The following is a 23,175-nucleotide window of genomic DNA, read 5'->3' on the forward strand; positions in this document are numbered from 1 at the left end:
TTAAAAATCTTCGTTCGTATTTCCTTCAAGTCCGTCCTGCGGCACGTTTCCTTCTGGATAGTCGTTTTGCAAGTTGGCTTCGTTTCTCGAATAGTTGTTGTTTCTATTCCATCGCTCGTTATTATTGCGTGGCTGTCTGCGCTCTGGCATTTGCTTGAACATCTTGCCTGTGTCAATAAGATAGCGTGCAATGGCATCGAGCATACCGTTGATGTAACCGCCACTTCGTGGAGTGCTGTAAAGCTTTGCAAGCTCTACATACTCGTTTATAGTAACGGAAACAGGTATGTTGGGGAAGGTTAGCATCTCGGCAATGGCGATTTGCATAACAACAACGTCCATATAAGCCAGACGAGAGAAGTCCCAGTTTCTGCTTGTTTCGCTCATATAACGTTGATAAGTGTCAGCATTCAATATGGTAGAGCGGAAGAGCTTCACTGCGAAGTCGCGGTCTTCTTCGTCTTTGAACTCGGGCAACAGCTCTTGGTCTGCCTTGTTCGCGGGGTCGAAACGCTTGATGGTTTTAATTACAAACGTATCAACAATTTCCTTATCATCGTTCCAATATAAGCTCTTTTCTTCGAGAATAGCATCTAAGTCTTCATTCTCTTGGATAAGTGTACGATAGATTTTTCGCCATATTTCGCGGTCGGCATCGTAAGAATCGTCATCGCTTGCCATATATTCTTGGTAAATGACGCTCTGCTCTATTTGGTCGCAGAGTTTTCTTACCGCTTCCATATCATCTTCCCAACGATATTGTTGCCCTTCGAGGAATAAGTTCAGCTGCTTGTTTTCTTCAAGTTGTACAGCAAACTTGTTGTAGACAAAGCGTTCAGAAGGAACATCGGTACCTTCTCTTTTCGCTCTGTTTGTCAATACTTCAACGCGGCGGCGCTCCTCCTGCGTGATTGAAACAATGAGAGACAAAAGGTAGTTGTAGAGTCCATACGCTTTCGACAAACTGAAAAGAAGTTCTTTCTCAGCCTTATCAATATTATGATTTCCGTTCTGATAGTAAGCGTAGGTTAACTGAACGACCTTTATTCTTATTAAATCTCTATTTATCATTGCCAGTATAAAAGTTGTGTTTTGTGAGAATCCTATTATGTTTTGCAAATGTAAAAAAAATCCTTGTTCCTTGCAAGAGAATAGCATTATTTTCTTGTTTTTTATCATTATATTTGTTCATTCCACTAAAAAGACGTAACTTTGCACCGCTTTTTGCAAATTGAGAACGGCAAACGGAACAGGCAATAAACCTACCGCAAGTGCAGTATCAGTGTGTGATGGCGAATTAAATGATTAATTAATTTAGAGTAACACAAACAAAAATGAAACAAATTCAGATTTCAGGTAAGAAGCGTGAGACCACAGGCAAAAAAGCCTCTAAGGAACTCCGCAAGGAAGGAATGATTCCATGTAACCTCTACGGTGAAGCTAAAGCTGACGGAAAGCCAGTAGCTTTCTCTTTCGTAGCTCCAATGTCAGAGCTCCGCAAGTTGATTTACACTCCACATATCTATCTTGTTGAGTTGAATATCGACGGTGTAAACCACGCAGCAATCATGAAGGAAATTCAGTTCCACCCAACAACTGACGCTGTTCTCCACATTGACTTCTACGAAGTAAACGAAAGCAAGCCTATCGTAATGGGCGTTCCTGTTAAGCACATTGGTCTTGCACAGGGTGTTCGCGATGGTGGTCGTATGAACAAATCAATCCGTAAGATTAACGTTAGAGCACCTTACGCTCAGATTCCAGAAACTCTTGACATCGACGTTACTAAGCTTCGCATTGGCAAGAGCATCAAGGTTGGCGATTTGAGCTTCGAAGGTCTTGAACTCATAACATCAAAAGACGTTGTCGTTTGCTCTATCAAGAACACTCGTAACGCTGTTGCTTCTTCAGAAAGCGAGGAAGAAGGAAGTGAAGAAAGCGCAGCCGAATAAAGTTGTAGGAAGCCTGAACGACTAACAAAGAAACTATCCGAAACAGATAAGAAGTATCTGTGCAACGGATAAAAACAGACAAATAATATTGGACAAATATCTAATATGTGGCTTGGGAAACCCTGGGCGTGAGTACGAGAGGACTCGCCACAACACAGGATTTATGGTATTGGACGCCTTTGCAAAGGCGTCCAATATTGTTTTTGAGGATAAACGTTATGGCTTTGTAGCTGAAACAACTCTTAAAGGGAGAAAGATAATATTGCTGAAACCAACTACGTTTATGAACTTATCGGGCAATGCCGTGCGCTATTGGCTCAACAACGAGAAGATAGACGAAAGCCGTTTGCTTGTTATTTCCGACGAACTGGCACTGCCGTTAGGTGCTTTCCGCCTGAAAGCAAATGGTTCCAACGGCGGGCATAACGGCTTGGGGCATATCCAACAGCTTATCGGACAGAACTATGCGCGCCTCCGTATGGGCATCGGAAACGAATATCAGAAAGGCGGACAGGTAGATTGGGTGTTGGGAAAATACACCGAAGACGATATGAAAGTTCTGCAACCGAGTATCGACCTCGCTGTGGACATCATTAAAAGCTTCGTTCTCGCTGGTATCAACATCACAATGAACCAATACAACAAGTTAGGAAAGAAATAATGGCAGATATAGCAAGAATAGATAAATGGCTTTGGGCAGCACGCATTTTCAAGACAAGAAGCATCGCTGCAGATGCCTGCAAGAACGGTCGTGTTACGATTAAGGGCATCAACGTAAAACCTTCGCACACTATAAAAGCAGGCGAAGTGATAAGCGTAAAGAAACCTCCCATTACCTATTCTTTCGAGGTCTTGCAAACCATTGAGAAGCGCGTTGGCGCAAAACTGGTGCCCGAAGTCTACAAAAACGTTACCGATGCCAAGCAATACGAGCTTTTGGAAATGAGCAGGATTAGCGGTTTCGTAGACCGTGCACGTGGTACAGGTCGCCCAACAAAGAAAGACCGTCGCCAACTTGATGCCTTTGTAGACCCCACACTCTTTGGCTTCGACGATTTTGACGACGATGAAGAGTAAACAAACACATTATATATAATATGGTGAACATTGCAATTTTTGTATCGGGCAGCGGTAGTAACTGCGAGAACATAATACGTTATTTCCAAACCAACGAGCAAGTAAACATTGCTTTAGTCGTAAGCAATCGTGCCGATGCGTACGCACTTACAAGGGCAAAGAACCTGAATGTGCCTTCGGTAGTATTGCCAAAAGCCGACTTCAACAACGAAGAGAAGGTCTTAAAACTTATGGCTGACCACCGCATCGACTTCATTGTGCTCGCTGGTTTCCTACTTATGATACCCGATTGGCTCATAGCTGCCTACCAACGCCGTATGATAAACCTGCACCCTGCCCTACTTCCAAAGTTCGGCGGCATCGGTATGTATGGGCACCACGTACACGAAGCCGTGCGCAAAGCCAATGAGACAGAAACAGGAATGACCGTTCACTGGGTCAGCAATGTATGCGACGGTGGCGAAATCATTGCACAATTCCGCACCCCTATCACACCAGACGACACGCCCGACGATATTGCCGACAAGGAACATATATTGGAAATGGAGCACTTCCCACAGGTTATCGAAGCGGTGCTGAAGCAAGAAGGACTTATAAAATAGCAGCCAACACATTTTTAAAGTAATGAACAGAACTTTCAATCATCGTGTGATGGTATTAGAATGGTGCGCCATTTTGCTTTTCATAATGGGCACCCTCTATGGTTTTTGGCACAGAGACAATGTGGCATTGGTGGTGCTTGGCGCATTGTTTCTGATACTTACGACCGTCGCTTTAGACCGTGCGTTGCATACAAGCTACGTTATAGCCGACGGAAAGCTCACCATAAAGCAAGGCAGAATGGCGAAAACAAAGTGTATTGACATTGCAGAAATTGCCGAAATACGCGAACTCCCATTGGCTTTCCGCCTCGGCAGCTACGTGCTGATAGAACTTAAAAGCGGAAAGATGCTAAGTCTGCAACCCGATAACAGCAAGGCTTTCATCTCCACAATACAGAAATTATTATGAAACTACGATACTTACAACTCCTGATACTTGCTGCATTGCTGGCTTTTCCTGTTCATGCGCAAGTAAAACTGGACAGTGCCGAAGTGGCACGCATACTGCAAGGAGCACCAGAAAAGATAGTTCCCCCCACGGAAGAACTATCGCCCGACAACGACGAAGAGGGCGAATCTACTATCCTTCCTTTCCAAAACGACAGTCATTTATCGTGGCAAGAGAACGTTAAAGCGCATTTAGACGGTATTCTGCAAACAGACATTGCCACCACAATGCAGATAGGTGTAATGGTCTGGGACTTATCTGACGACAAACAAATCTACGGTTTCAACGAACGCACACAACTACGCCCTGCCTCTACAATGAAGTGCGTAACGGCAATAGTGGCACTCCACCGATTGGGCAGCAACTACAACTACCGCACAGGAATCTACTACACAGGCACCATCGACGACTCTACGAGGGTGCTGAATGGCGACATTTATTGCGTCGGCGGTATGGATCCAATGATTTCCAACAGCGACATAACCGCCATAGCACAGGCAATTAAAGACTTAGACATCAGCAGGATAAACGGCAGCATCTATGCCGACCTTTCGTTTAAAGATAAAGACGAGCTGGGCAGCGGCTGGTGTTGGGACGACAAGAATCCAAGACTGCGTCCGCTATTGTTGGGCAAAAGCGACAGCTTCATAGGCACACTAATTCGCCGTCTACGCGAGCAGGGCATTGAACCTAACGGAATAATAGGCGAGCGCACACTTCCTGCCGATGCTACCCTCATTACAATGCGCACCCACAGCATTGGCGAGGTAATGCAAGATATGATGAAGAAAAGCGACAACCTTTATGCCGAGTCGATGTTCTACCAACTGGCAGCTGCCAATGGGGGCAAATGGAACTCGTCAAAGCAGGCAAGCAACGAGGTGAACGCACTGATACGACAACTCGGACTGTCGCCTTCCAACTACCGTATTGCCGACGGCTCGGGGCTCTCGCTCTACAATTACGTCAGTGCCGAACTCGAAGTACAGCTGCTTCGCTATGCCTACACCCAACCGAACATCTACAACACGCTCTTGCCCACCCTTCCCATTGCGGGTGTAGACGGCACGCTGAAGAAGCGTATGCGCAACACACCCGCTGAAGGAAACGTGCGTGCAAAGACTGGAACCCTGTTCGGTGTAAGCTCGCTCGCAGGTTATCTCACTGCATCGAATGGGCACCGACTCTGTTTCGCCATCATTGTGAACGGCGGTATGAGCCAAGGACCAATGCGAAACCTGCAAAACAAAATATGCGTGGCATTGAGCCAATAGTACAAACACAAAACAAATAAAAAACAATATGGAAATTATTATCACTTTCATCGAGAACCTTCTCCTTTCCTTAGGGCTTGAAGGCACCACCGTTGCCATTGTGCGCTACGTATTGATGATAGTCGTCGCCTTTCTTCTGGCAGGACTTTCAGGCTACATCTGTCGAAAGTTCATAGTGCCGTTGATAATCAAGCTTACTTCAAAAACAAACATAGAATGGGACGATATACTGTTCGACCGCACCGTATTATATACAGCCTGCAACATCGTTCCTGCTGTTGTAATCTGGGAACTTCTGCCAAAAGTATTCTTCCAATATCCTTTAGCAGAAGACATATTGCTACGTCTGACAGCCATTTATATAGCCATCAATGCCACACGCCTTGTTTTACAGATTGTAGACCGACTTCGTTTCCTTCGTAAACAACAAGGAAATGCGAGTAGCCAATATCTCCGTTCATTCCTCGGCGTACTGAAAATCATTGTTGTTTTCATTACTGCCATCATCGTGGTAAGCATTCTTTTCAAGAAAAACCCAATGACACTGTTAGCTGGTTTAGGTGCTACCTCTGCCATCTTGATGTTGGTTTTCAAAGACACCATAGAAGGCTTGGTGGCTGGCATACGCCTTACAAGCAACGAAATGGTGCACGTGGGCGACTGGATAACCGTACCTGGCACACCTGTTGATGGCAACGTGGTAGACATTACCCTTACGACTGTGAAGGTGCGACAGTTCGACAACACTTACACAACCGTATCGCCACTCACCTTAGTAAATGGTTCGTTCAAGAACTGGAAAGGTATGCAAGACAGCGGTATGCGCCAAGTAAGCAAGAAAATATACTTCGACGTGCGCAGCATCCGACTTCTTAACGACGAGACAAGGCAGAACCTGACAAGCAAGAATATGGTCTCGCCGAAAGAAATGGAAGGCGAAGTAGTGAACATCGGACTTTTCCGCCACTACATAGACACCTATCTAAGGAAGCGCGACGACGTAAACAAGTCGGCAACGCTTATGGTTCGTCAGTTGGAAGCCACGCAAAACGGTCTGCCCATAGAGCTCTACTTCTTCCTCAATACTACAGAGTGGGTGAACTACGAGCAGAAAACGTCCGACATTCTCGAGCACATATATGCCTATGCCAACGAGTTCGGGCTACAGATATACGAGGGTTTTGCAGCCATAAACAAATAAAACTATACAAAATAAAGCAAACACAACGACAAGGGCAACGAAACATTCGTTTCGTTGCCCTTAATTCTTTGATTATATGTTTCTATACTCTATTTCTTTACCAAACGATGTTTGAGTTTTCTCTTTCATCTTCACTTTTAATCACAATCTTAGTTGGGAAACTGTCGTCGTTAAAGGTCCAATCGAAAGTAGTCTTATCGTTGTCCTTATCCATATTGTATATTGGCAGATGCTTGGTAGCCTTTCCCAACATTCCTGCAAAGTAGGCATACTGCAAATGGTCCAAATCTACACCCAAAACTCCGTCGAAAGCCATTAAGCAACCTTTATTCGCGATAGGCAAAGTTATCTTTTTAGAAGTATAGTAAATCTTGTAATGGTCTGTTTCCTGACCGTCCTTTTCCGATATAGTTACTGTTTCTACGGCGTTGCCGCTATTGTAAGTAATGATAGACGATGTCTTAGTTCCACCTTTTGTCTGCACTGCCTTAACGAGCTGTCCATCAGAATTGTACTCAAAATTCCATGCTGTTGTTTTAGGATTATCTATTTTGTATTCGATTTCGTCGCAGTATTTCACATATCCATCTTTGTTCAAGAACAACTTATACACTGTTCTGTTGTCGCTATCGGATACCGTCATCACTACGTTAGGTACATCTGTGGTTCCTAAAGTATTGTTATTGTAATCGAATGTAACTGAACTTTTCTCCTTTTTGTTGTACATAGAAGACAACCGACCTTTGAAATCTCGAGTAAAAACGTAGCCGTCTATGACTTTAGGCATACCATTGACAAAGACCTTTTCAGGGTTTACCTCTACTTTACCCTTTTCTACATCTGGATTGTCTTTGTCATCACCACATGAAACAAATGTAATAGTAGCGGTTAAGGCTATTGCCAAAAGCCATACAAAGTTAAATAATCTTTTCATTGTTTTTATATTCTTGTTATTAATTAATTTAGCAACAAAGGTATGAAAAAACACTTATAAAGATTAACTTTCTTCTTTAAAAAGTCTAAAACAATTTCTCTCTTGCCCTTATACTTACGCTTATAAAACAAAAGAGATTATACTGTTTTCACGCAATAAGGGCAACGAAGCGTTAGTTTCGTTGCCCTTGATTCTTTTTTATATGTTTCTATATTCTATACCTTTACCAAACAAAAAGAATTTGGTCTACATCCTCTTCGTCTTTAATAACGACTTTGGTTGGGAAACCGCCTTTATTGATGGTCCACTCGAAGCTTATTTTGTCGTTGTTTTTATCCAAATTATAAATAGGCAGATGCTTGGTAGCCTTTCCTAACATTCCTGCATAGTAGGCATATTCCAAATCGTCCAACTCTATACCTAAACCTCCACCAAAGAACATAATGCAACCTTTATTCACAATAGGCGAAGTTACCTTACTAGAAGTATAGAAAATCTGGTAGCGGTTTGTTTCCTTACCTTCCTTTTGCGATACAGTTGATGATTCTATAGCGTCGCCATTCTTGTAAGTAAGGGTATATGTTGTTTGGAATCCACTTTCCGACTGTACCGCCTTAACAAGTCGATTGTCAGAGTTGTATTCCAAATTCCATGTTTTTGACTTAGCAATTTCATTTTTTTCGTACTCATATTCGTCGCAGTACTTCACATATCCAGCTTCATTTAAGAGTAGCTTATATACAGTTTTGCTGTCATCGTCAGTTACTGTCATCACTACATTAGGCACATCTGTGGTACCTAAAACATCGCTTTTATATTCGAATGTAACTTTTATTTTCTCTTCTTTGTTGACTATAGAAGATACACGACCTTCGGCATCTAAAGTAAAAACAGAACCAGCCGCTTCTTTAAGCATACCATTGACAAAAACTTTTGCTGGGTTTACTTTTACTTTATTCTTATCAACAGGATCGTCTTTGTCCTTACCACATGAAGTAAATGTAATAGTAGCAGTTAAGGCTATCGCCAAAAGCCACACAAAATTAGATAATTTTTTCATTGTTCTTATATTTTTGTTATTAATTAGTTTACACGTTTATACACTATATCGGTACCACACTGATTGAGTGTTTGCTTTTCCTTGTTCAGTTCAAAAGTGTCGGTAAGTTCCATCTTTTCACCATCGAAAACACTTGTTCCGTGAATGGCAATAGTGCTGTCGTTCACCTTTTGCCAACGGTCGTAAGGTAAAGTCGGCATATTGATAGAGGCTGCTACGCCGTTTTCCTTCAGCTCGATGCCTACTTCTGCCGTAGAATCGGTGGGAACAATGGTTGTCCAGCGTCCCAAAAGGCTAACAGTATCTGCTTTTTCTACATTGCTTTTCTTCGATGCGTTTCCACAACTCGTAAAGATTACGGAAGTGGCGAATATGGCAAAACAAAGAAATACATTTCTTTTCATATTCTAATTATTCTAAATAATTCAGCAGCAAAGATATAAATAATTGCCTATACTATTAAACTTTCTTCTTTAAAAAGTCTAAAACTATCTTTCTTATCCTTACATTTTATTTATAAAATAAAGAGATTGTATTTCTTTTTAACATCGACAAGGGCAACGAAGATTTAGTTTCGTTGCCCTTGATTCTTTGTTTATATATTCGTATTTTGTGTTTTCTTACCAAGAAATTCTCTTCGTATCGTCGCCCTCTGAAAGACTCGTTGGGTAACCGTTCGCATTGAACTTCCATCTGAATGTTGTTACTTCGTTCTCTTCATCAATAGAACGTACAGGCAGATGCTTTGTAGCCTTTCCTAACAAGCCTGCATAGTAAGCAAATTGCAATTCCTCTACGTCGATGTCAAACGTTGTATCGAAGAACATCATATTACCTTTGTTCAAGATAGGCGAAGCCACAGTATTTGAAGTATAGTAAATATCGTGTCTGTCTTTTTCTCTTCCTCGCGATACAACCGACGTTCTAACGATGTTGCCACCCTTATAGGTAATGTGGGTTGTTTCGTATCCGTCTTCCGAACTTACCACCTTGACGAGCTGTCCGTCAGCATTGTATTCAAAGTCCCATGTTTCTGACTTAGGAGCCTTGCCTCTTTCGTACTCGGTTTCATCGCAGTGCTGCACATATCCGTCTTTGTTCAAAAACAGGTTATATACCTTTCTGTCATCGTCGTCGGTTACTGTCATCACCACATCAGGAGCATTTGTATTGCCCGAATTGGCAGCTTTGTATTCAAATTCAACTTTATCTCTACCCCAAGATTTCTTCATGAGATATACCTGTCCTTGAGCATTTCTTGAAATAGAATAGCCACCTACAGCTTTAGGCATACCACCTGTGAAAACCTGAGTCAGGCTTTCTGATACATTAGCAGAGCTAATGTTCTCATGTTGCACATCATTATTATTATCTCCACACGCTGTTAATGTTGTGGCACTTAACATTGCTGCCAAGAGCCACGCAAAATTAGATAATTTTTTCATCGTTCTTATACTTTTGTTATTAATTAATTAACTTGCACGTCTATACATTAATATAGGCGCCGTGCTGATTTTATGTTTGTCTCTTTATGTTTAGTTCAAGATGTTGGTAAATTTCATTTCTCTCACCACTGTTTTTCTTCGACGTGCTTTCAAAACCCGTAAAGATAACAGAAGCAGCAATATGCTAACAAATTGAAACTTTTTCTTTTATATTCTATTCACCTATAAATTATTCAATGCAAAGATATGAACATTTGCATATATACTTGAAATTTATTCTTTAAAAATTCTAAACCATTCTTGCTTATCCGTGCGTTTTTATTTACAAAATAAGACTTTTGTAGCTTTTCTTCAAACAACCTTAAATTCTTTACACGTAAATAAATATTTCTCTACACGTAAATAAATATTTACTTACACGTAAAGAAATATTTATTTACGTGTAAAGAATTTGAGAGAAAAACGCATCGCAAGCATAACCCCTTGTAAACGAGAATGAAAGATGGGATTATTGCGTTGAAAAAAAGAGGCAGCTAAGCATAATCGCTTAGCTGCCTTCACTTAATTTAACTTTAAAAAAACTATCTATTCTTACTGAACAGCTTCTTCTGCCACTGTTTTGAAATATTTGAGTTCCTTACAGTCGAATGCCTTAATATAAGCCACACTGCCTGCAACTTCTTCTTCGGTCATACGGACAAACACGTTTGCCGACTTCTCGAACAGTTCTGGTGCCTTGCTTGCATCTTCAATAAGGAGCAACGACTCTATGATGCCAGCGGTCATATTGTACAGACGGCGTGCGAGGAAGTCTATCGTGTCTTGGCATTCGCTTGCCTTCACCTTTTCCAAAGCCTCTTCGTAAAGTGCAACAAGGCGTTCTACACGAGCCTTCAAGTCCTTCATACAGTCGCAAACTTCGTTTTCCAACATTTCCTTCATTATGTTGAGGTAGGTTCCGTTGGTGATATAGCGCACCGCAGCCACTACCTGCAACTGTGTTGTACCTTCGTAGATAGAGAAGATACGTGCATCGCGGTAAAGACGCTGGCACTTGTATTCCATAATGAAACCTGAACCGCCGTGAATAGAAATTGAGTCGTAAGCGTTCTGGTTCGCATATTCGGAGTTGATACCCTTTGCCAATGGCGTGAACGCATCGGCGAGGCGGGTGTATTGCTTCATCTCCTGGCGTTCCTCAGCCGTTAGTTTCTGGTCGCGTGCAATGTCTTCCAACGCCTTGTAGATATCTACATATCGTGCTGTTTGATAGAGCAGCGAACGACCTGCATCTAACTTCGCCTTCATACGAGAAAGCATATCGTAGACAGCAGGGAAAGTTATGATTTTCTTTCCAAACTGTGCACGTTCCTTCGCATAGTTCAAACCTTCTTTATAAGCTTCGCTCGAAAGTCCCACGCTCTGTGCTGCAATGCCAAGACGAGCACCGTTCATGAGTGCCATGACGTACTTGATGAGTCCCATACGGGTGTTTCCGCAGAGTTCGGCTTTCGCATTCTTGTAGACCAATTCGCAGGTTGGCGAGCCGTGAATACCGAGTTTGTGCTCTATGTGGCGCACGTCTACACCGCCATTGCGCTTGTCGTAGATGAACATAGAAAGTCCGCGACCGTCGTGTGTGCCTTCTTCCGAACGGGCAAGCACCAAGTGAAGGTCGGAATCGCCGTTGGTTATGAAACGCTTCACACCGTTCAGTCGCCAGCAATTCTCCTTCTCGTCGAATGTCGCCTTGAGCATTACGCGCTGCAAGTCGGAACCTGCATCAGGCTCAGTCAGGTCCATCGACATGGTTTCGCCGTTGCAGATACGAGGTATATACTTCGCACGCTGCTCGTCGTTGCCAAATTCGTAGAGCGTGTCGATGCACGACTGCAACGACCAGATGTTCTGGAAGCCGCCGTCGGCAGACGAAATCATCTCTGAAAGCATAGAGAACACCACGTTGGGGAGGTTCAAGCCACCGTATTGACGAGGCATGCTGACACCCCAAAGTCCTGCCTTGCGGGTAGCATCAAGATTCTCGTAAGTCTTGCTTGCATAGTGCATGCGGTTGTTGATGAGGTGTGGACCTTCCAAATCCACCGATTCTGAGTTTGGCTCGATGATGTTTGCCGCCACCTCGCCCGTAATATCGAGTATGCGCTTATAGTTTTCTATGGCGTCCTCATAGTTTACAGGAGCCTCGTCGTACTTGTCCTTATCAGCGTAATTGCGTTCTTTCAGCTCAACAATTCGCTTCATCAGAGGGTGTTCCAAGTGGAACGCAATCTCTGGTTGGTCTGTATAATAATTTGCCATGTTTGTTTCTCCTCTTCTGTTACTTACTGTTTTGCTTGTAATACTTAATCATTTTTGGCAGCACTTCGCCTACATCGCCGTTGATAACATAGTCGGCAATTTGGTTGATGGGGGCATCTGGGTCGTTGTTGATGGAAATAATGATGCCCGAATCCTGCATACCTGCAATGTGTTGTATCTGCCCTGAAATGCCACAGGCGATATATACTTTCGGGTGAACCGTAACACCAGTCTGTCCTACCTGTCGGTCGGTTGGTATCCAGCCAGCATCTACTGCTGCGCGCGATGCGCCTACTTCTGCGTGCAGTACGTCGGCGAGTTGGAAAAGCGTTTCAAAGTTTTCTTTTGAGCCTACGCCGTAGCCTCCAGCCACAACGATTGGTGCACCCTTCAGGTTGTTTTGCGCTGCTTCGACGTGGCGTTCAATCACCTTTACGGCGTATGCAGCCTCATCAACATACTTGCTTACTTCTGGATAAACCACTTCTTGCCTTGCCGTTCCTTCGTAAATGGCTTTCTGCATAACGCCTGAACGGACTGTCGCCATTTGTGGACGGTGGTCTGGATTTACAATTGTAGCCACGATATTGCCACCGAAGGCAGGGCGAATTTGGTACAAGATGTTGTCGTAGTGCTTTCCAGCCTTCTTGTCGTCGTATTCACCGATTTCAAGTTGTGTACAATCGGCGGTCAGACCCGATGTCAATGATGATGACACACGAGGACCCAAGTCGCGTCCGATAACGGTTGCGCCCATGAGCGCAATCTGTGGTTGCTCCTCTTTAAATAGGTTTACGAGTATGTCGGTATGGGGTGCTGACGTGTAAGGGAACAAGCCTTTGCCGTCGAATACAAAGAGTTTATCAACTCCGTAGGGCAGTATCTGGTCTTCCACCTTACCTTTTATATCGGTTCCAGCCACGATGGCATGGAGTTCTACGCCTAATTGGTTGGCAAGTTTACGTCCTTTTGTGAGCAATTCCTGCGATACTTCCTGCACCGTTGTCTGCTCTATTTCGCAATATACAAATACGTTATTCATAGCTTATCCTATTATCTTCTCGTCCAACAATTCTTTTATCAAGCCGTCAATGTCTTCGTCCGAGCCACTGATGGTTTTGCTTTCTTTTGCTTGGAACACAATGTTCTGCACGGTCTTCACCTTTGTTGGCGAACCAGAGAGTCCGCATTGCTCTTCATCGCCATCAACATCGGCTACCGACCACTGATTTAACGTAAGGTAAGGACGCTGCTCGAAGAGTTCTGCCCAAGGCTCCTTGCCTGTGCGCTCCATAGGACAGGTTGCATATTTGTACTTCATCACGAGCTTTGCATTGCACGGACGTGCTGGCGCAGCGGTGCCATTCACGGTTATAACTACGGGTAAGGGGGCTTCAACCGTTTCTACACCGCCGTCAATCATACGGCGAATGGTTGCCTTACCGTCTTCTATCTTCTGAATTTCTTCAGCGTAAGTAACCTGATTTAGCCCTAACTTCTGTGCTACCTGCGGTCCAACCTGTGCTGTATCGCCATCAATGGCTTGTCGTCCACCAATTACAAGGTCTACATCGCCTATCTTCTGAATGGCTGTAGCCAAGGCATAAGAAGTTGCAAGCGTATCGGCACCGGCAAATTTGCGGTCGGTCAGCAACCAGCCAGTATCGGCACCACGGTACAAACCTTGACGGATTATCTCGCCAGCGCGGGGAGGTCCCATTGTAAGGATACCCACTGTTGAACCGGGATATTGTTCTTTCAATCGCAATGCTTGTTCAAGTGCATTCAAGTCTTCAGGGTTAAAGATTGCGGGCAATGCGGCACGGTTTACCGTTCCTTCTGCTGTCATAGCATCTTTACCCACATTTCGTGTGTCAGGTACCTGCTTTGCAAGTACAACAATTTTCAAACTCATATTATATAATGTGTTGTTTAGATACTCGTTGTTTAATTAAATTCGTGTAGCAAAAGTACGATTTTTTTATAAATCAAACAAATTTAATGCACAAAAACCGACAAAACGTGCACAAACAAGGGTATTTGCGCAATGATAAAAGCTATATTATATGAGTTGTTTTCTTTGCTGCAACCTGTTTATATCATTGGTTGCAGCAGGTCATCAGTTGTTCCCAGCTATTGGAAAAGTCGCTGACTGTATCGAAAAGAATGTTTGCGCCCTCGCTGAGAAGGGCTGTATCGGGCAGCGGACCGCTGTTGATAGCGACCGTGAAGCACCCTGCGGCTACGCCTGCACGCACTCCCAAGGGCGCATTCTCTACGACAATGCCTTCGTGCGGTGCGAAATTGCCTGCTTTTTGCAAGCCTATAAGGTAAGGGTCGGGGTTCGGTTTGCCACGTTTTACATCGAAAGCGGTGGTTATTTGTGTCTCGTTGATAAAGTCTTTGAAATCAGAAAGTAATCTGTTAATAAGCTGTCGCTGTCCGCTTCCCGTTACAATGCCAATCCTTAACCCACTGTCCTGTATCTTTTGCATTAAGTCTTTCACACCATCAAAGATATCTGTTGTAGGCATTTCGTGAAAGTAACGCGCCTTCAGTTGGTACATTTCTTCTGCTTCATCTTCAGTTAGTTCCTTTCCTAACTGCACCTTTGCATACTTTCGCACCGTATCTACGCCGCGCGCGCCCTCCGTTGCGTATGCGTCTTCGGCAGTGAAATTTATTCCAAATTCAGCCATTGCCCTTTGCCAAGCCTTTGCGTGGTTGGGCATAGAGTTGTAGAGTACACCGTCCATATCAAAAAGAACAACCTTCGGTGCAAAAGGTTGTTCTGCCTGTTTGTTGTATTGTGCGATTGCTTTTTCGAACATTTTTGCTTGTAAAACTAAAAAGCCCACTCCATTTAAGCAATGGACTGGGCTTCTTTTATGTTTATAATCGTTTTCTGATTGCTTTGCTTTCTTCCTCGTAACCCGGTTTGTCGAGCAGGGCAAACATATTCTTCTTGTATGCCTCCACACCCGGTTGATTGAACGGATTTACCTGTTGTACCAAGCCACTGATACCGCAAGCCTTCTCGAAGAAGTAGATAAGCTGTCCGATATAGTACTCGTTTAGCTTCGGAATACTGATGCGAATGTTTGGAACACCGCCATCTACGTGTGCAAGGCGTGTGCCTAATTCAGCCATTTTGTTTACTTCGTCCACGCGTTTACCTTCGAGGAAGTTCAGTCCGTCAAGGTTTTCATCGTCGTGTGGGAACAGTAATGACTTGTTAGGTTCTTCGACAGAGAGTACCGTTTCAAAGATTGAACGTTCGCCTTCCTGTATCCATTGTCCCATAGAATGAAGGTCGGTGGTGAAGTCGCACGCTGCAGGGAAGATGCCTTTTTGCTCCTTTCCTTCGCTTTCGCCGTAGAGTTGCTTCCACCATTCTGCCATAAAATGGAGTTTTGGTTGGAAGTTTGCCATTATCTCTATCTTCTTTCCAACCTCTGAATAGAGTGCTTGGCGAATGGCAGCATAGCGTGCTGCAATGTTCTGAGCAAACGGAACATCTGCGCCCGTTGCTTTTTCCATATCCTGTGCACCCTTTACAAGCTGCAGAATATCGAAGCCTGCCACTGCGATAGGCAACAAACCAACAGGTGTAAGCACTGAGAAACGACCGCCAACGTTGTCTGGAATAACGAAAGTCTTGTAACCTTCGCGTGTTGCTGCCGTGCGTGCTGCACCCTTTACAGCATCGGTAATGGCTACAATAACGTCTTTTGCCTCTTCCTTTCCACGCTGATTTTCGCATTGTTTCTTCAACAAACGGAAAGCAAGAGCTGTTTCTGTGGTCGTTCCAGACTTAGATATGTTGATGACACCAAAGCGTTTATCCTTCAAGAACTCGGTGAGTTCGTACAAATAATCTTCGCTGATGTTGTTACCAGCATAAAGAATGGTAGGATTCTTCTTGTCGTTCAAGAGCCATGCAAAGCTGTTGTCCAAGGCTTCAATGATAGCACGAGCACCAAGATAAGAGCCTCCGATACCTGCCACCACTACAAAATCGCACTTTTCGCGCAAGGTGTTGGCAACACCATTTACCTCGTTTATAAACTCATCTGTGATGCTTGTAGGCAGATGCAACCAACCTAAGAAGTCGTTGCCGAGGCAAGTTCCCTTCTCCAATGCTTCTTGTGCTGCTGCCACCTGTGGTGCATACGATTCCATTGTGCCCGGGTTCAGCACCTGAGCTGCTTTTGAAATGTCTAATTTTATACTTTCCATTTGTGTATTACCTGAATGAATCTGTTAATAATTTAATCTCTACTTTGGGGCTTATACCTTCGTACAGCATGTTGTAAACGGCATCAAGGATAGGCATATTCACGTGCAAATGTCGGTTTATTTCCTTCATACACTTCGTTCCGAAATAGCCTTCGGCAATCATTTCCATTTCCATTTGTGCCGATTTAACGCTGTATCCCTTTCCTATCATCATACCGAAGGTGCGGTTTCGACTGAAGTTGCTGTATCCCGTAACGAGCTGGTCGCCAAGATAAACACTGTCTACCATACTGCGTTGCAAGGGGTTGATGCTGGTAAGCAGTCGCTCCATTTCCTGCATTGCATTTGAAATAATCACTGCTTGAAAGTTGTCGCCGTACTGCAAACCCGAGCAAATGCCCGACGCAATAGCATAAACATTCTTCAGAACCGAAGCGTATTCTATGCCAAGGACATCGCGCGACACCTTTGTTTTAACGTAATTGGAAACCAAGACTTCGGTCAAGGCGTGTGCTTTCTCCGTGTCGGTACAACCTACGGTAAGATATGTAAGGCGTTCCATAGCCACTTCTTCGGCATGCGATGGTCCTCCTATTACCGCTAAGTTTTCTTCTGGCACCTTCATAACCTTGCGGAAATACTCCGAGCAAACCAAGTTCTCGTCGGGTACAATGCCTTTAATGGCTGTTACGATGAACTTATCGTGCAACTTGTGCTTCACCTTCTTCAATATACCCTTCAAGTAAGGCGATGGCGTTACGAAGATAAGCGTATCGTAATCCTGCACCAAACGATTGATGTCTGACGACAAACGAATTTCGTTGGTGTCGAAATGAGCACTTGTCAGATAGGTGGGATTGTGCCCCAACTTGCGAAATTGCTCTATTGTTTCGTCGCGTCGAAAGTACCAACCTATGTGGTGCGTGTGTTCCACCACTATCTTGGCGATGGCTGTAGCCCAGCTTCCGCTTCCGATGATTGCTATGTTTCCTACGTCGTACATATCTTGTTCACAAGGAAAGGCAGTGCCTTTCCTTTCTCTTGTTATTGTGCTTTGTCAATCCATTGTTGAATTTCATCAACCGATGGCTTGTCGTATCCTAACTTGTATTTCTTATTTATCTCGCCAAGTTTCTGCTGCAAGCCTTGCGCTTTCTCCTCTTTAATATTCTGTATGAGGTTGAAACCACACTTGCGCAACACATAAACCCAATCTTCGGGTACGCCTATCTCAGCCCATTCCTTTATGCTGCTTTGCGGCATTTTGGCTTCTGGCTTCATCTGTGGGAAGAGCAGAACCTCTTGAATGTACTCCTGCCCAGTCATCAACATCACCAAACGGTCGATACCGATGCCGATACCCGATGTTGGCGGCATACCATATTGCAGGGCACGCAGGAAGTCTTGGTCGATAACCATTGCTTCGTCGTCTCCATTGTCTGCCAATCGCATTTGCTCCTTGAAGCGTTCTTCTTGGTCGATAGGGTCGTTCAACTCCGAGTAAGCGTTGGCAATTTCCTTACCGTTCGCAAACAATTCGAAGCGTTCGGTAAGTCCTGGCTTAGAGCGGTGCATCTTTGAAAGTGGCGACATCTCAACCGGATAGTCGATAATGAAGGTCGGCTGTATGAACGTACCCTCGCAGAACTCGCCGAAGATTTCGTCGATGAGCTTGCCTTTACCAAAGCTGCTGTCGATGCCTTCGAGCTTCAACTCGTTCACAGCGATGTTGCGTATTTCCTCTTCCGACTTTCCGTAAAGGTCGAAACCTGTTTTTTCCTTGATGGCATCGAGGATTGGAAGGCGGCGGAACGGTGCCTTGAAGCTGATTAGGTTGTCGCCCACTTGTATTTCGGGCTTTCCGTTCACCTCTGTGCAAATCTTTTCTATCAGCTTTTCAGTAAAGTTCATCATCCAGTTATAGTCCTTGTATTGCACGTAAAGTTCCATACAAGTAAACTCTGGGTTGTGGAAACGGTCCATACCTTCGTTGCGGAAGTTCTTACCAATTTCGTAAACACCTTCAAAGCCACCCACGATTAATCGTTTCAGATAAAGCTCGGTAGCAATGCGCATATACATTTCCGTGTTCAGCGCATTGAAGTGTGTGATGAACGGACGCGCACTTGCACCGCCCGCAATAGTCTGCAGCGTAGGTGTTTCCACTTCGGTGTAACCTGCATCGTCGAAGAAACGGCGCATCGTTCTCAACACTGTGGCACGCTTTTCAAATGTTTCCTTCACACCATCGTTCACCACCAAGTCTATATATCTGCGGCGGTAGCGAAGTTCAGGGTCGTCGAACTTGTCGTAAGCCACACCGTCTTTATACTTCACAACGGGCAGTGGCTTCAAGCTCTTTGAAAGTACGGAGAGCTCTTCGGCGTGTACCGAAATCTCGCCCATCTGCGTTTTAAACACATAGCCCCTGATTCCGATGAAGTCGCCAATGTCGAGCAACTTCTTGAAAACAACATTGTAAATGTCTTTATTCTCGGTTGGGCAAAGCTCATCACGGGTAATGTAAACCTGTATTCTGCCCTTGCTGTCCTGTATTTCTGCAAACGAAGCCTTGCCCATTACACGGCGTCCCATAAGGCGACCTGCAATTACGACTTCGCGTTTCTCGTCTTCGTTAAATTCAGCCTTTATATCCGTAGAGTAAGCGTTGGTTGGAAACTCTGCTGCTGGGTATGGGTCGATACCCATATTGCGCAATTCCTGCAAACTCTGACGGCGTACAATCTCCTGTTCTGATAATTCTAAAACGTTCATTTTCTCTATTAATCGAATTATAATCTTTATGATTTGCAAATTTAATAAATTATTTGCAATTACTTGTTGTTTTTGCCTTTTTTATACCTTTATATATGGGTTACGTTTGCATTGCTGCATAAGAATAATGTGAAACAAAGTTAAACAGCACGCCTTAAAAGTTAAACTAAAAATCGTGAAACACGCTGAGAAGGGCAGTTTTCTGCACAAAGATAAAATCGTTTTCAAATAAGCCCACTTTTTACGTGCAACGATAAGCCTACTGAACATCAATAAGTTCATCGCTTAGTGGGTAGCACTGTGCAATTAAAGCGCAGCGTTTACCACGCAAACGGAACTAAAAAGGTAATAGAAAGAATAACTTTCGCCTTATAAAACATACACTTTCGCCCTGCAAAAGAGCCACTATTGCCTTGTAAAAGCATAACTTTTGGTCGTCAAGAGTGCCGCTTTTGAAAAATCAAAACTGTTTTTTAAGTTTCTCAACCCTTTTCTTAATGTTTCACGGTTCTATTTTACTGCTTTTTAAATGTTAAACCGTTCTTCTTTTATTAGCTATTTTTAACTACACTTTTGAGAAACAACGAACTTTTCATTACCTTTGCAAAAGCAAATAAAAAATCTATGAAATACCAAACAAGCAGAAACTTTAAAATCACAATGGCATTGGCTTTAATTGCTGGTTATCTTTTTACAACAATGCTTTGTTACTACCTTTTTCGTTCAAGCGACTTCGATTTCTTCGCTGTCTTTTGGTTTTTAGGTACAATAGCAATCTATATCGCCTACTATTACCGCATGACGATAAAGATAGAAGGCAACTTGCTGACGTACAAAACAACGAACGAAGTGAAGACACGCACGCTGCCCTTAAACGAAATAGCAGCTGTAAGCATTCGGAAGAAACGGTTCTACTCTGTACTAACCATCACAACGAAACAGCAAACCAAAATACATCTCTACCCCGAACAGCCCGAACGATTGGAGAAAGCGTTAATAACAAACAAATAAAAGATGTATATCATAACTCATTTTAATGGCATAATCAGTCATTAAGAATTAAGGGAAATAGGGGGAAACGCAAGGAATGTAACTATTTGGAATATCATCATTTAGCATTTTCTTACTATTTTGAGGCTAAGCAAGAACGAGCATTAAACGGCAGGAGTTCCGTTACCAAATCGTAACCCATCAGGGAAAAAGCAAAAAGGGGTTACGAATTGAAGGTAAACAACTGTGTCATAGGTTTTTATTCTTCATCTTTCATTTTTCTGCATCGCTCAGGAATACTTGTTCATCTGTACCTTTGCAAGCAAAGGAAATTTAGAAAAAACGACAGAAAAATGAAAGAAAACAAACTCAAAGTATCGTTCTTCGTTCAGGCGAAACGAACCGACAAGAGAGGACTTGTGCCTGTCATCGGGCGAATCTCCGTTGGCAGAACCCATTCGGGCTTCTCCACCAAGTGTAAGACTCCGATTGCTCTTTGGGACAGCCGCAAGCAACGGCTCATCGGTAAGAGCAGCATGGCTGTGTCCGTCAATCAGAAACTCGGTGAATGCACCGCACTCATCCACGCACGCTTTCATGAACTCTGTGAAAGAGAAGATTCTTTTACCGCCACAGACGTGAGGGATGCCTATCAGGGGCAAATCCACCGTCAGGCCTTGCTCTTGGAGAGTTTTGGGGAGTATCTCACACAGACAAAGGAACGTGTCGGTATCGACCGAGCCTTAAAGACGTTCAAACTCCGTACCTACCAACTCTCCCTGCTTCGTGAGTATGTGCAGAAGAAGCACAGGGTAAGCGACGTTCCCCTTTCACAGTTGGACAAAGCCTTTATCGAGGGCTTCGAGTATTATCTCACTATTGACCGCAAACTGAAACGCAGCAGCATATCGAGTACCTTGTCTACTTTGCAGACCATCGTCCGCATGGCGGTGAAGAAAGGTGTGCTGGACTTCTATCCGTTCTTGGGCTACAGTTACGAGCGACCAAAAGGCGAACCAAGAAGCATTACGTAGGAAGAACTTGAGCGCATCATCGAGTTGAAGATTGAATGGGAGAACTATCGTATTGTCCGTGATTTGTTCGTCTTCTCCTGCTTTTCAGGGCTTGCCATCTCCGATGTCCGCAATCTGAGAGAGGAAAACATTGTCTTGGAAGAAGGCGAACTCTGCATCAAGGGCAGACGAATGAAGACCAAGACCCCGTATCGTGTACAAGTACTTCCCCCTGCTTGGGCGATAATGGAGCGGTACAGGGGAAAGCGTGCAGGCTTTGTCTTTGACGTGCCGACCACCGACATTATCCTCAATGGCATGCACCACATACAGCGAAATATCGGTATGGAAACTCCGCTGACCTTTCACATGGCAAGACACACCTTTGCATCGCTTATCACGCTTTCGGCAGGTGTACCTATTGAAACGGTGAGCCGTATGCTCGGACACACCAACCTGAGAACAACACAGGTATATGCAGCTGTTTCCTCCGAAAGAATACATAGGGATATGCAGATAGTGCAGCAGCGAATACAAGATACATTCACCCTAAAACTTTGACATCATGGCACGAAGTACATTCAAGACACTCTTTTATATTAATCGCTCCAAAGAGAAAAAGAACGGCAAATGCCCGATTATGGGGCGCATCACCATAGACGGAGAACAGGTACAATACAGCACGGGAAAGGAAATCGCTCCCGAACTTTGGGACAGTCGTAAGGGACGGTGCAAAGGTATAGGCGAAGAAACAAAGGAAATCAACCGCTACTTGCAAACCAAAGAGGAACAAGCCAAAGGCAAATACCAAGAATTGGTTTGGCAACGTGGCTATATCACCGCCGAGTTACTGAAGCGTGAACTCATGGAAGAAGACAAGCCCAAAGGTTTTCTTTTGGAGGAAGCCCAACTATTTATTGAGGAAAAGCGTCCTTGTGTGGGAATAACGGTAGCCAAACCGACCTTTGCCAACTACATCTATGCCACACAACTCATTGAGGCTTATTTGCGTGAACGCTTGGGGCTGGAGGATATTCGCTACTCATCGCTTGACTATGGTTTTATCGAAGGGATGGACTTCTACCTTAAATCAGAGCGCAACCTTTCTCTTGCCACTATTCAGGTAGCGGTCATCTTCCTTAGAAAACTCATCGGCATAGGTCAGCAGAAGAAGTATATCCGCATCGATCCGTTTGCAGACTACAAAGCAGAACTTCCACACCGCACAAGGCGTTATCTCACTACAGAGGAGCTGCAACGAGTATTACAAACGCCCATCATTGACAGGCAATTTGAGCGAGCAAGGCAACTATTCCTTTTCTGTGCCTTCACCGGTTTGGCTCGTGTGGACATGCAACGGCTCAAACCGAAGCATATCATCTATAATGCTGACGGCACAGAGGAAATCCGCATCAAAAGGCAGAAAACAGACGTGGAAGCCATCATTCCACTCCTGCCCATTGCCAAGCAAATCCTTTCGCTTTATATCAAGGATAAGAAAGCGGACGACTTGATATTCCCCAATCTCACAATAAGGAAAGCATCCTTTGCATGTGTGAACATCGGGCAGATATGCCAGATAGATAAGGGCTTGACCTTTCACATGGCTCGCCACACATTCTCAACCACGATATGCCTATCCAACGGCATATCAATGGAAACGCTCAGCAAAATGCTCGGACACAGCAATATCGGCACGACACAAATCTACGGAAAGATAACCGACCACAAGATACAGGAGGATATGACTGCACTCACTGACAGGGAGCATTCTGTATTTGAGGGTTATTGTGAGTCGATAGCACGGCAGAACGTTCCATTGCAACAAGCATAAAAAGGAAGTAAT

At 44.1% G+C, this 23,175-nt stretch carries 21 protein-coding genes and 1 pseudogene; 10 read left to right on the forward strand and 12 right to left on the reverse strand.

The genetic code is table 11. The features are described from left to right. Entirely contained in the window at positions 1 to 1,071 is a 1,071-nt protein-coding gene (gene nusB / locus BWX39_RS07625) for a transcription antitermination factor NusB (protein ID WP_028905181.1), read from the reverse strand. A 263-nt stretch (positions 1,072 to 1,334) separates the two neighbouring features. Between nusB and BWX39_RS07630 the strand changes: the two genes are divergently transcribed. From BWX39_RS07630 to BWX39_RS07660, 7 genes are all read left to right on the forward strand, one after another. Further along, positions 1,335 to 1,952 carry a 50S ribosomal protein L25/general stress protein Ctc gene (locus tag BWX39_RS07630; protein WP_014709673.1) on the forward strand — a complete coding sequence of 206 codons (618 nt, stop codon included), beginning with the start codon at positions 1,335 to 1,337 and terminating at the stop codon, positions 1,950 to 1,952. A gap of 88 nt (positions 1,953 to 2,040) precedes the next feature. Then, complete coding sequence (pth, locus tag BWX39_RS07635; RefSeq protein WP_028905162.1) at positions 2,041 to 2,613, forward strand: aminoacyl-tRNA hydrolase; 573 nt, start codon at positions 2,041 to 2,043, stop codon at positions 2,611 to 2,613. Then, a complete protein-coding gene (locus BWX39_RS07640) occupies positions 2,613 to 3,029 on the forward strand; it encodes an RNA-binding S4 domain-containing protein (RefSeq protein WP_028905163.1) in 417 nt (138 codons plus the stop codon). The genes pth and BWX39_RS07640 overlap by 1 nt, the downstream gene beginning before the upstream one ends. 20 nt (positions 3,030 to 3,049) lie before the next feature. Continuing rightward, entirely contained in the window at positions 3,050 to 3,631 is a 582-nt protein-coding gene (purN, locus tag BWX39_RS07645; protein WP_028905164.1) for a phosphoribosylglycinamide formyltransferase, read from the forward strand. Positions 3,632 to 3,653: 22 nt separating this feature from the next. After that, positions 3,654 to 4,040: a PH domain-containing protein gene (locus tag BWX39_RS07650; protein WP_036860362.1), complete on the forward strand. Its 387-nt coding sequence runs from the start codon at positions 3,654 to 3,656 to the stop codon at positions 4,038 to 4,040. Then, positions 4,037 to 5,353 carry a D-alanyl-D-alanine carboxypeptidase/D-alanyl-D-alanine endopeptidase gene (dacB, locus tag BWX39_RS07655; protein WP_028905166.1) on the forward strand — a complete coding sequence of 439 codons (1,317 nt, stop codon included), beginning with the start codon at positions 4,037 to 4,039 and terminating at the stop codon, positions 5,351 to 5,353. Before BWX39_RS07650 ends, dacB begins: the two co-directional genes overlap by 4 nt. A 28-nt stretch (positions 5,354 to 5,381) precedes the next feature. Beyond that, the gene (locus BWX39_RS07660; protein WP_028905167.1) at positions 5,382 to 6,554 is read left to right on the forward strand and encodes a mechanosensitive ion channel family protein; all 1,173 of its coding nucleotides are present in this window, start codon (positions 5,382 to 5,384) and stop codon (positions 6,552 to 6,554) included. Between the two features lie 97 nt (positions 6,555 to 6,651). Here the strand turns inward: BWX39_RS07660 and BWX39_RS07665 are convergent, their stop codons facing one another. The 11 genes from BWX39_RS07665 to lysS form a co-directional block, all read right to left on the reverse strand. Further along, positions 6,652 to 7,488, reverse strand: coding sequence for a DUF4595 domain-containing protein (locus BWX39_RS07665; protein WP_028905168.1), 837 nt, complete (start codon positions 7,486 to 7,488; stop codon positions 6,652 to 6,654). Between the two features lie 223 nt (positions 7,489 to 7,711). Continuing rightward, the gene (locus BWX39_RS07670) at positions 7,712 to 8,548 is read right to left on the reverse strand and encodes a DUF4595 domain-containing protein (protein WP_028905169.1); all 837 of its coding nucleotides are present in this window, start codon (positions 8,546 to 8,548) and stop codon (positions 7,712 to 7,714) included. 23 nt (positions 8,549 to 8,571) lie between these two features. Continuing rightward, positions 8,572 to 8,952 (reverse strand): lipocalin family protein, encoded by a 381-nt coding sequence (locus BWX39_RS07675; RefSeq protein ID WP_028905170.1) that lies wholly within the window; start codon positions 8,950 to 8,952, stop codon positions 8,572 to 8,574. Between the two features lie 216 nt (positions 8,953 to 9,168). After that, on the reverse strand, positions 9,169 to 9,993 hold the full coding sequence (locus BWX39_RS07680) for a DUF4595 domain-containing protein (RefSeq protein ID WP_028905171.1): 825 nt from the start codon (positions 9,991 to 9,993) through the stop codon (positions 9,169 to 9,171). 591 nt (positions 9,994 to 10,584) lie between these two features. Continuing rightward, on the reverse strand, positions 10,585 to 12,312 hold the full coding sequence (locus BWX39_RS07685) for an acyl-CoA dehydrogenase family protein (protein ID WP_028905172.1): 1,728 nt from the start codon (positions 12,310 to 12,312) through the stop codon (positions 10,585 to 10,587). 19 nt (positions 12,313 to 12,331) lie between these two features. Further along, positions 12,332 to 13,354: an electron transfer flavoprotein subunit alpha/FixB family protein gene (locus BWX39_RS07690; protein WP_028905173.1), complete on the reverse strand. Its 1,023-nt coding sequence runs from the start codon at positions 13,352 to 13,354 to the stop codon at positions 12,332 to 12,334. A 3-nt stretch (positions 13,355 to 13,357) separates the two neighbouring features. Further along, positions 13,358 to 14,227 carry an electron transfer flavoprotein subunit beta/FixA family protein gene (locus tag BWX39_RS07695; protein ID WP_028905174.1) on the reverse strand — a complete coding sequence of 290 codons (870 nt, stop codon included), beginning with the start codon at positions 14,225 to 14,227 and terminating at the stop codon, positions 13,358 to 13,360. A gap of 184 nt (positions 14,228 to 14,411) precedes the next feature. Continuing rightward, positions 14,412 to 15,143 (reverse strand): HAD family hydrolase, encoded by a 732-nt coding sequence (locus BWX39_RS07700; RefSeq protein ID WP_028905175.1) that lies wholly within the window; start codon positions 15,141 to 15,143, stop codon positions 14,412 to 14,414. A gap of 61 nt (positions 15,144 to 15,204) precedes the next feature. Beyond that, positions 15,205 to 16,551 carry a glucose-6-phosphate isomerase gene (locus BWX39_RS07705; protein WP_028905176.1) on the reverse strand — a complete coding sequence of 449 codons (1,347 nt, stop codon included), beginning with the start codon at positions 16,549 to 16,551 and terminating at the stop codon, positions 15,205 to 15,207. A 7-nt stretch (positions 16,552 to 16,558) separates the two neighbouring features. Further along, positions 16,559 to 17,554, reverse strand: a complete 996-nt coding sequence (locus tag BWX39_RS07710; RefSeq protein ID WP_028905177.1) for an NAD(P)H-dependent glycerol-3-phosphate dehydrogenase — start codon at positions 17,552 to 17,554, stop codon at positions 16,559 to 16,561. A gap of 41 nt (positions 17,555 to 17,595) precedes the next feature. Next, entirely contained in the window at positions 17,596 to 19,326 is a 1,731-nt protein-coding gene (lysS, locus tag BWX39_RS07715) for a lysine--tRNA ligase (protein ID WP_028905178.1), read from the reverse strand. 624 nt (positions 19,327 to 19,950) lie between these two features. Between lysS and BWX39_RS07720 the strand changes: the two genes are divergently transcribed. The 3 genes and pseudogenes from BWX39_RS07720 (at position 19,951) to BWX39_RS07730 (ending at position 23,163) form a co-directional block, all read left to right on the forward strand. Then, the gene (locus tag BWX39_RS07720) at positions 19,951 to 20,337 is read left to right on the forward strand and encodes a hypothetical protein (protein WP_051129485.1); all 387 of its coding nucleotides are present in this window, start codon (positions 19,951 to 19,953) and stop codon (positions 20,335 to 20,337) included. Positions 20,338 to 20,669: 332 nt separating this feature from the next. Continuing rightward, positions 20,670 to 21,890 (forward strand): annotated as a pseudogene (locus BWX39_RS07725) (tyrosine-type recombinase/integrase). 4 nt (positions 21,891 to 21,894) lie between these two features. Then, positions 21,895 to 23,163 carry a site-specific integrase gene (locus tag BWX39_RS07730; RefSeq protein ID WP_023925217.1) on the forward strand — a complete coding sequence of 423 codons (1,269 nt, stop codon included), beginning with the start codon at positions 21,895 to 21,897 and terminating at the stop codon, positions 23,161 to 23,163. Positions 23,164 to 23,175 lie beyond the last annotated feature (12 nt).

This window comes from Prevotella intermedia ATCC 25611 = DSM 20706, from assembly GCF_001953955.1.
Taxonomy (GTDB): Bacteria; Bacteroidota; Bacteroidia; order Bacteroidales; family Bacteroidaceae; genus Prevotella; species Prevotella intermedia.

Bases quoted from the DNA above. Each gene is read 5' to 3' on its own strand.
- nusB (WP_028905181.1), bottom strand. From the start codon at position 1,071: ATGATAAATAGAGATTTAATAAGAATAAAGGTCGTTCAGTTAACCTAC.
- BWX39_RS07630 (WP_014709673.1), top strand. From the start codon at position 1,335: ATGAAACAAATTCAGATTTCAGGTAAGAAGCGTGAGACCACAGGCAAA.
- BWX39_RS07640 (WP_028905163.1), top strand. From the start codon at position 2,613: ATGGCAGATATAGCAAGAATAGATAAATGGCTTTGGGCAGCACGCATT.
- purN (WP_028905164.1), top strand. From the start codon at position 3,050: ATGGTGAACATTGCAATTTTTGTATCGGGCAGCGGTAGTAACTGCGAG.
- BWX39_RS07650 (WP_036860362.1), top strand. From the start codon at position 3,654: ATGAACAGAACTTTCAATCATCGTGTGATGGTATTAGAATGGTGCGCC.
- dacB (WP_028905166.1), top strand. From the start codon at position 4,037: ATGAAACTACGATACTTACAACTCCTGATACTTGCTGCATTGCTGGCT.
- BWX39_RS07660 (WP_028905167.1), top strand. From the start codon at position 5,382: ATGGAAATTATTATCACTTTCATCGAGAACCTTCTCCTTTCCTTAGGG.
- BWX39_RS07665 (WP_028905168.1), bottom strand. From the start codon at position 7,488: ATGAAAAGATTATTTAACTTTGTATGGCTTTTGGCAATAGCCTTAACC.
- BWX39_RS07670 (WP_028905169.1), bottom strand. From the start codon at position 8,548: ATGAAAAAATTATCTAATTTTGTGTGGCTTTTGGCGATAGCCTTAACT.
- BWX39_RS07675 (WP_028905170.1), bottom strand. From the start codon at position 8,952: ATGAAAAGAAATGTATTTCTTTGTTTTGCCATATTCGCCACTTCCGTA.
- BWX39_RS07680 (WP_028905171.1), bottom strand. From the start codon at position 9,993: ATGAAAAAATTATCTAATTTTGCGTGGCTCTTGGCAGCAATGTTAAGT.
- BWX39_RS07685 (WP_028905172.1), bottom strand. From the start codon at position 12,312: ATGGCAAATTATTATACAGACCAACCAGAGATTGCGTTCCACTTGGAA.
- BWX39_RS07690 (WP_028905173.1), bottom strand. From the start codon at position 13,354: ATGAATAACGTATTTGTATATTGCGAAATAGAGCAGACAACGGTGCAG.
- BWX39_RS07695 (WP_028905174.1), bottom strand. From the start codon at position 14,227: ATGAGTTTGAAAATTGTTGTACTTGCAAAGCAGGTACCTGACACACGA.
- BWX39_RS07700 (WP_028905175.1), bottom strand. From the start codon at position 15,143: ATGTTCGAAAAAGCAATCGCACAATACAACAAACAGGCAGAACAACCT.
- BWX39_RS07705 (WP_028905176.1), bottom strand. From the start codon at position 16,551: ATGGAAAGTATAAAATTAGACATTTCAAAAGCAGCTCAGGTGCTGAAC.
- BWX39_RS07710 (WP_028905177.1), bottom strand. From the start codon at position 17,554: ATGTACGACGTAGGAAACATAGCAATCATCGGAAGCGGAAGCTGGGCT.
- lysS (WP_028905178.1), bottom strand. From the start codon at position 19,326: ATGAACGTTTTAGAATTATCAGAACAGGAGATTGTACGCCGTCAGAGT.
- BWX39_RS07720 (WP_051129485.1), top strand. From the start codon at position 19,951: ATGAAATACCAAACAAGCAGAAACTTTAAAATCACAATGGCATTGGCT.
- BWX39_RS07730 (WP_023925217.1), top strand. From the start codon at position 21,895: ATGGCACGAAGTACATTCAAGACACTCTTTTATATTAATCGCTCCAAA.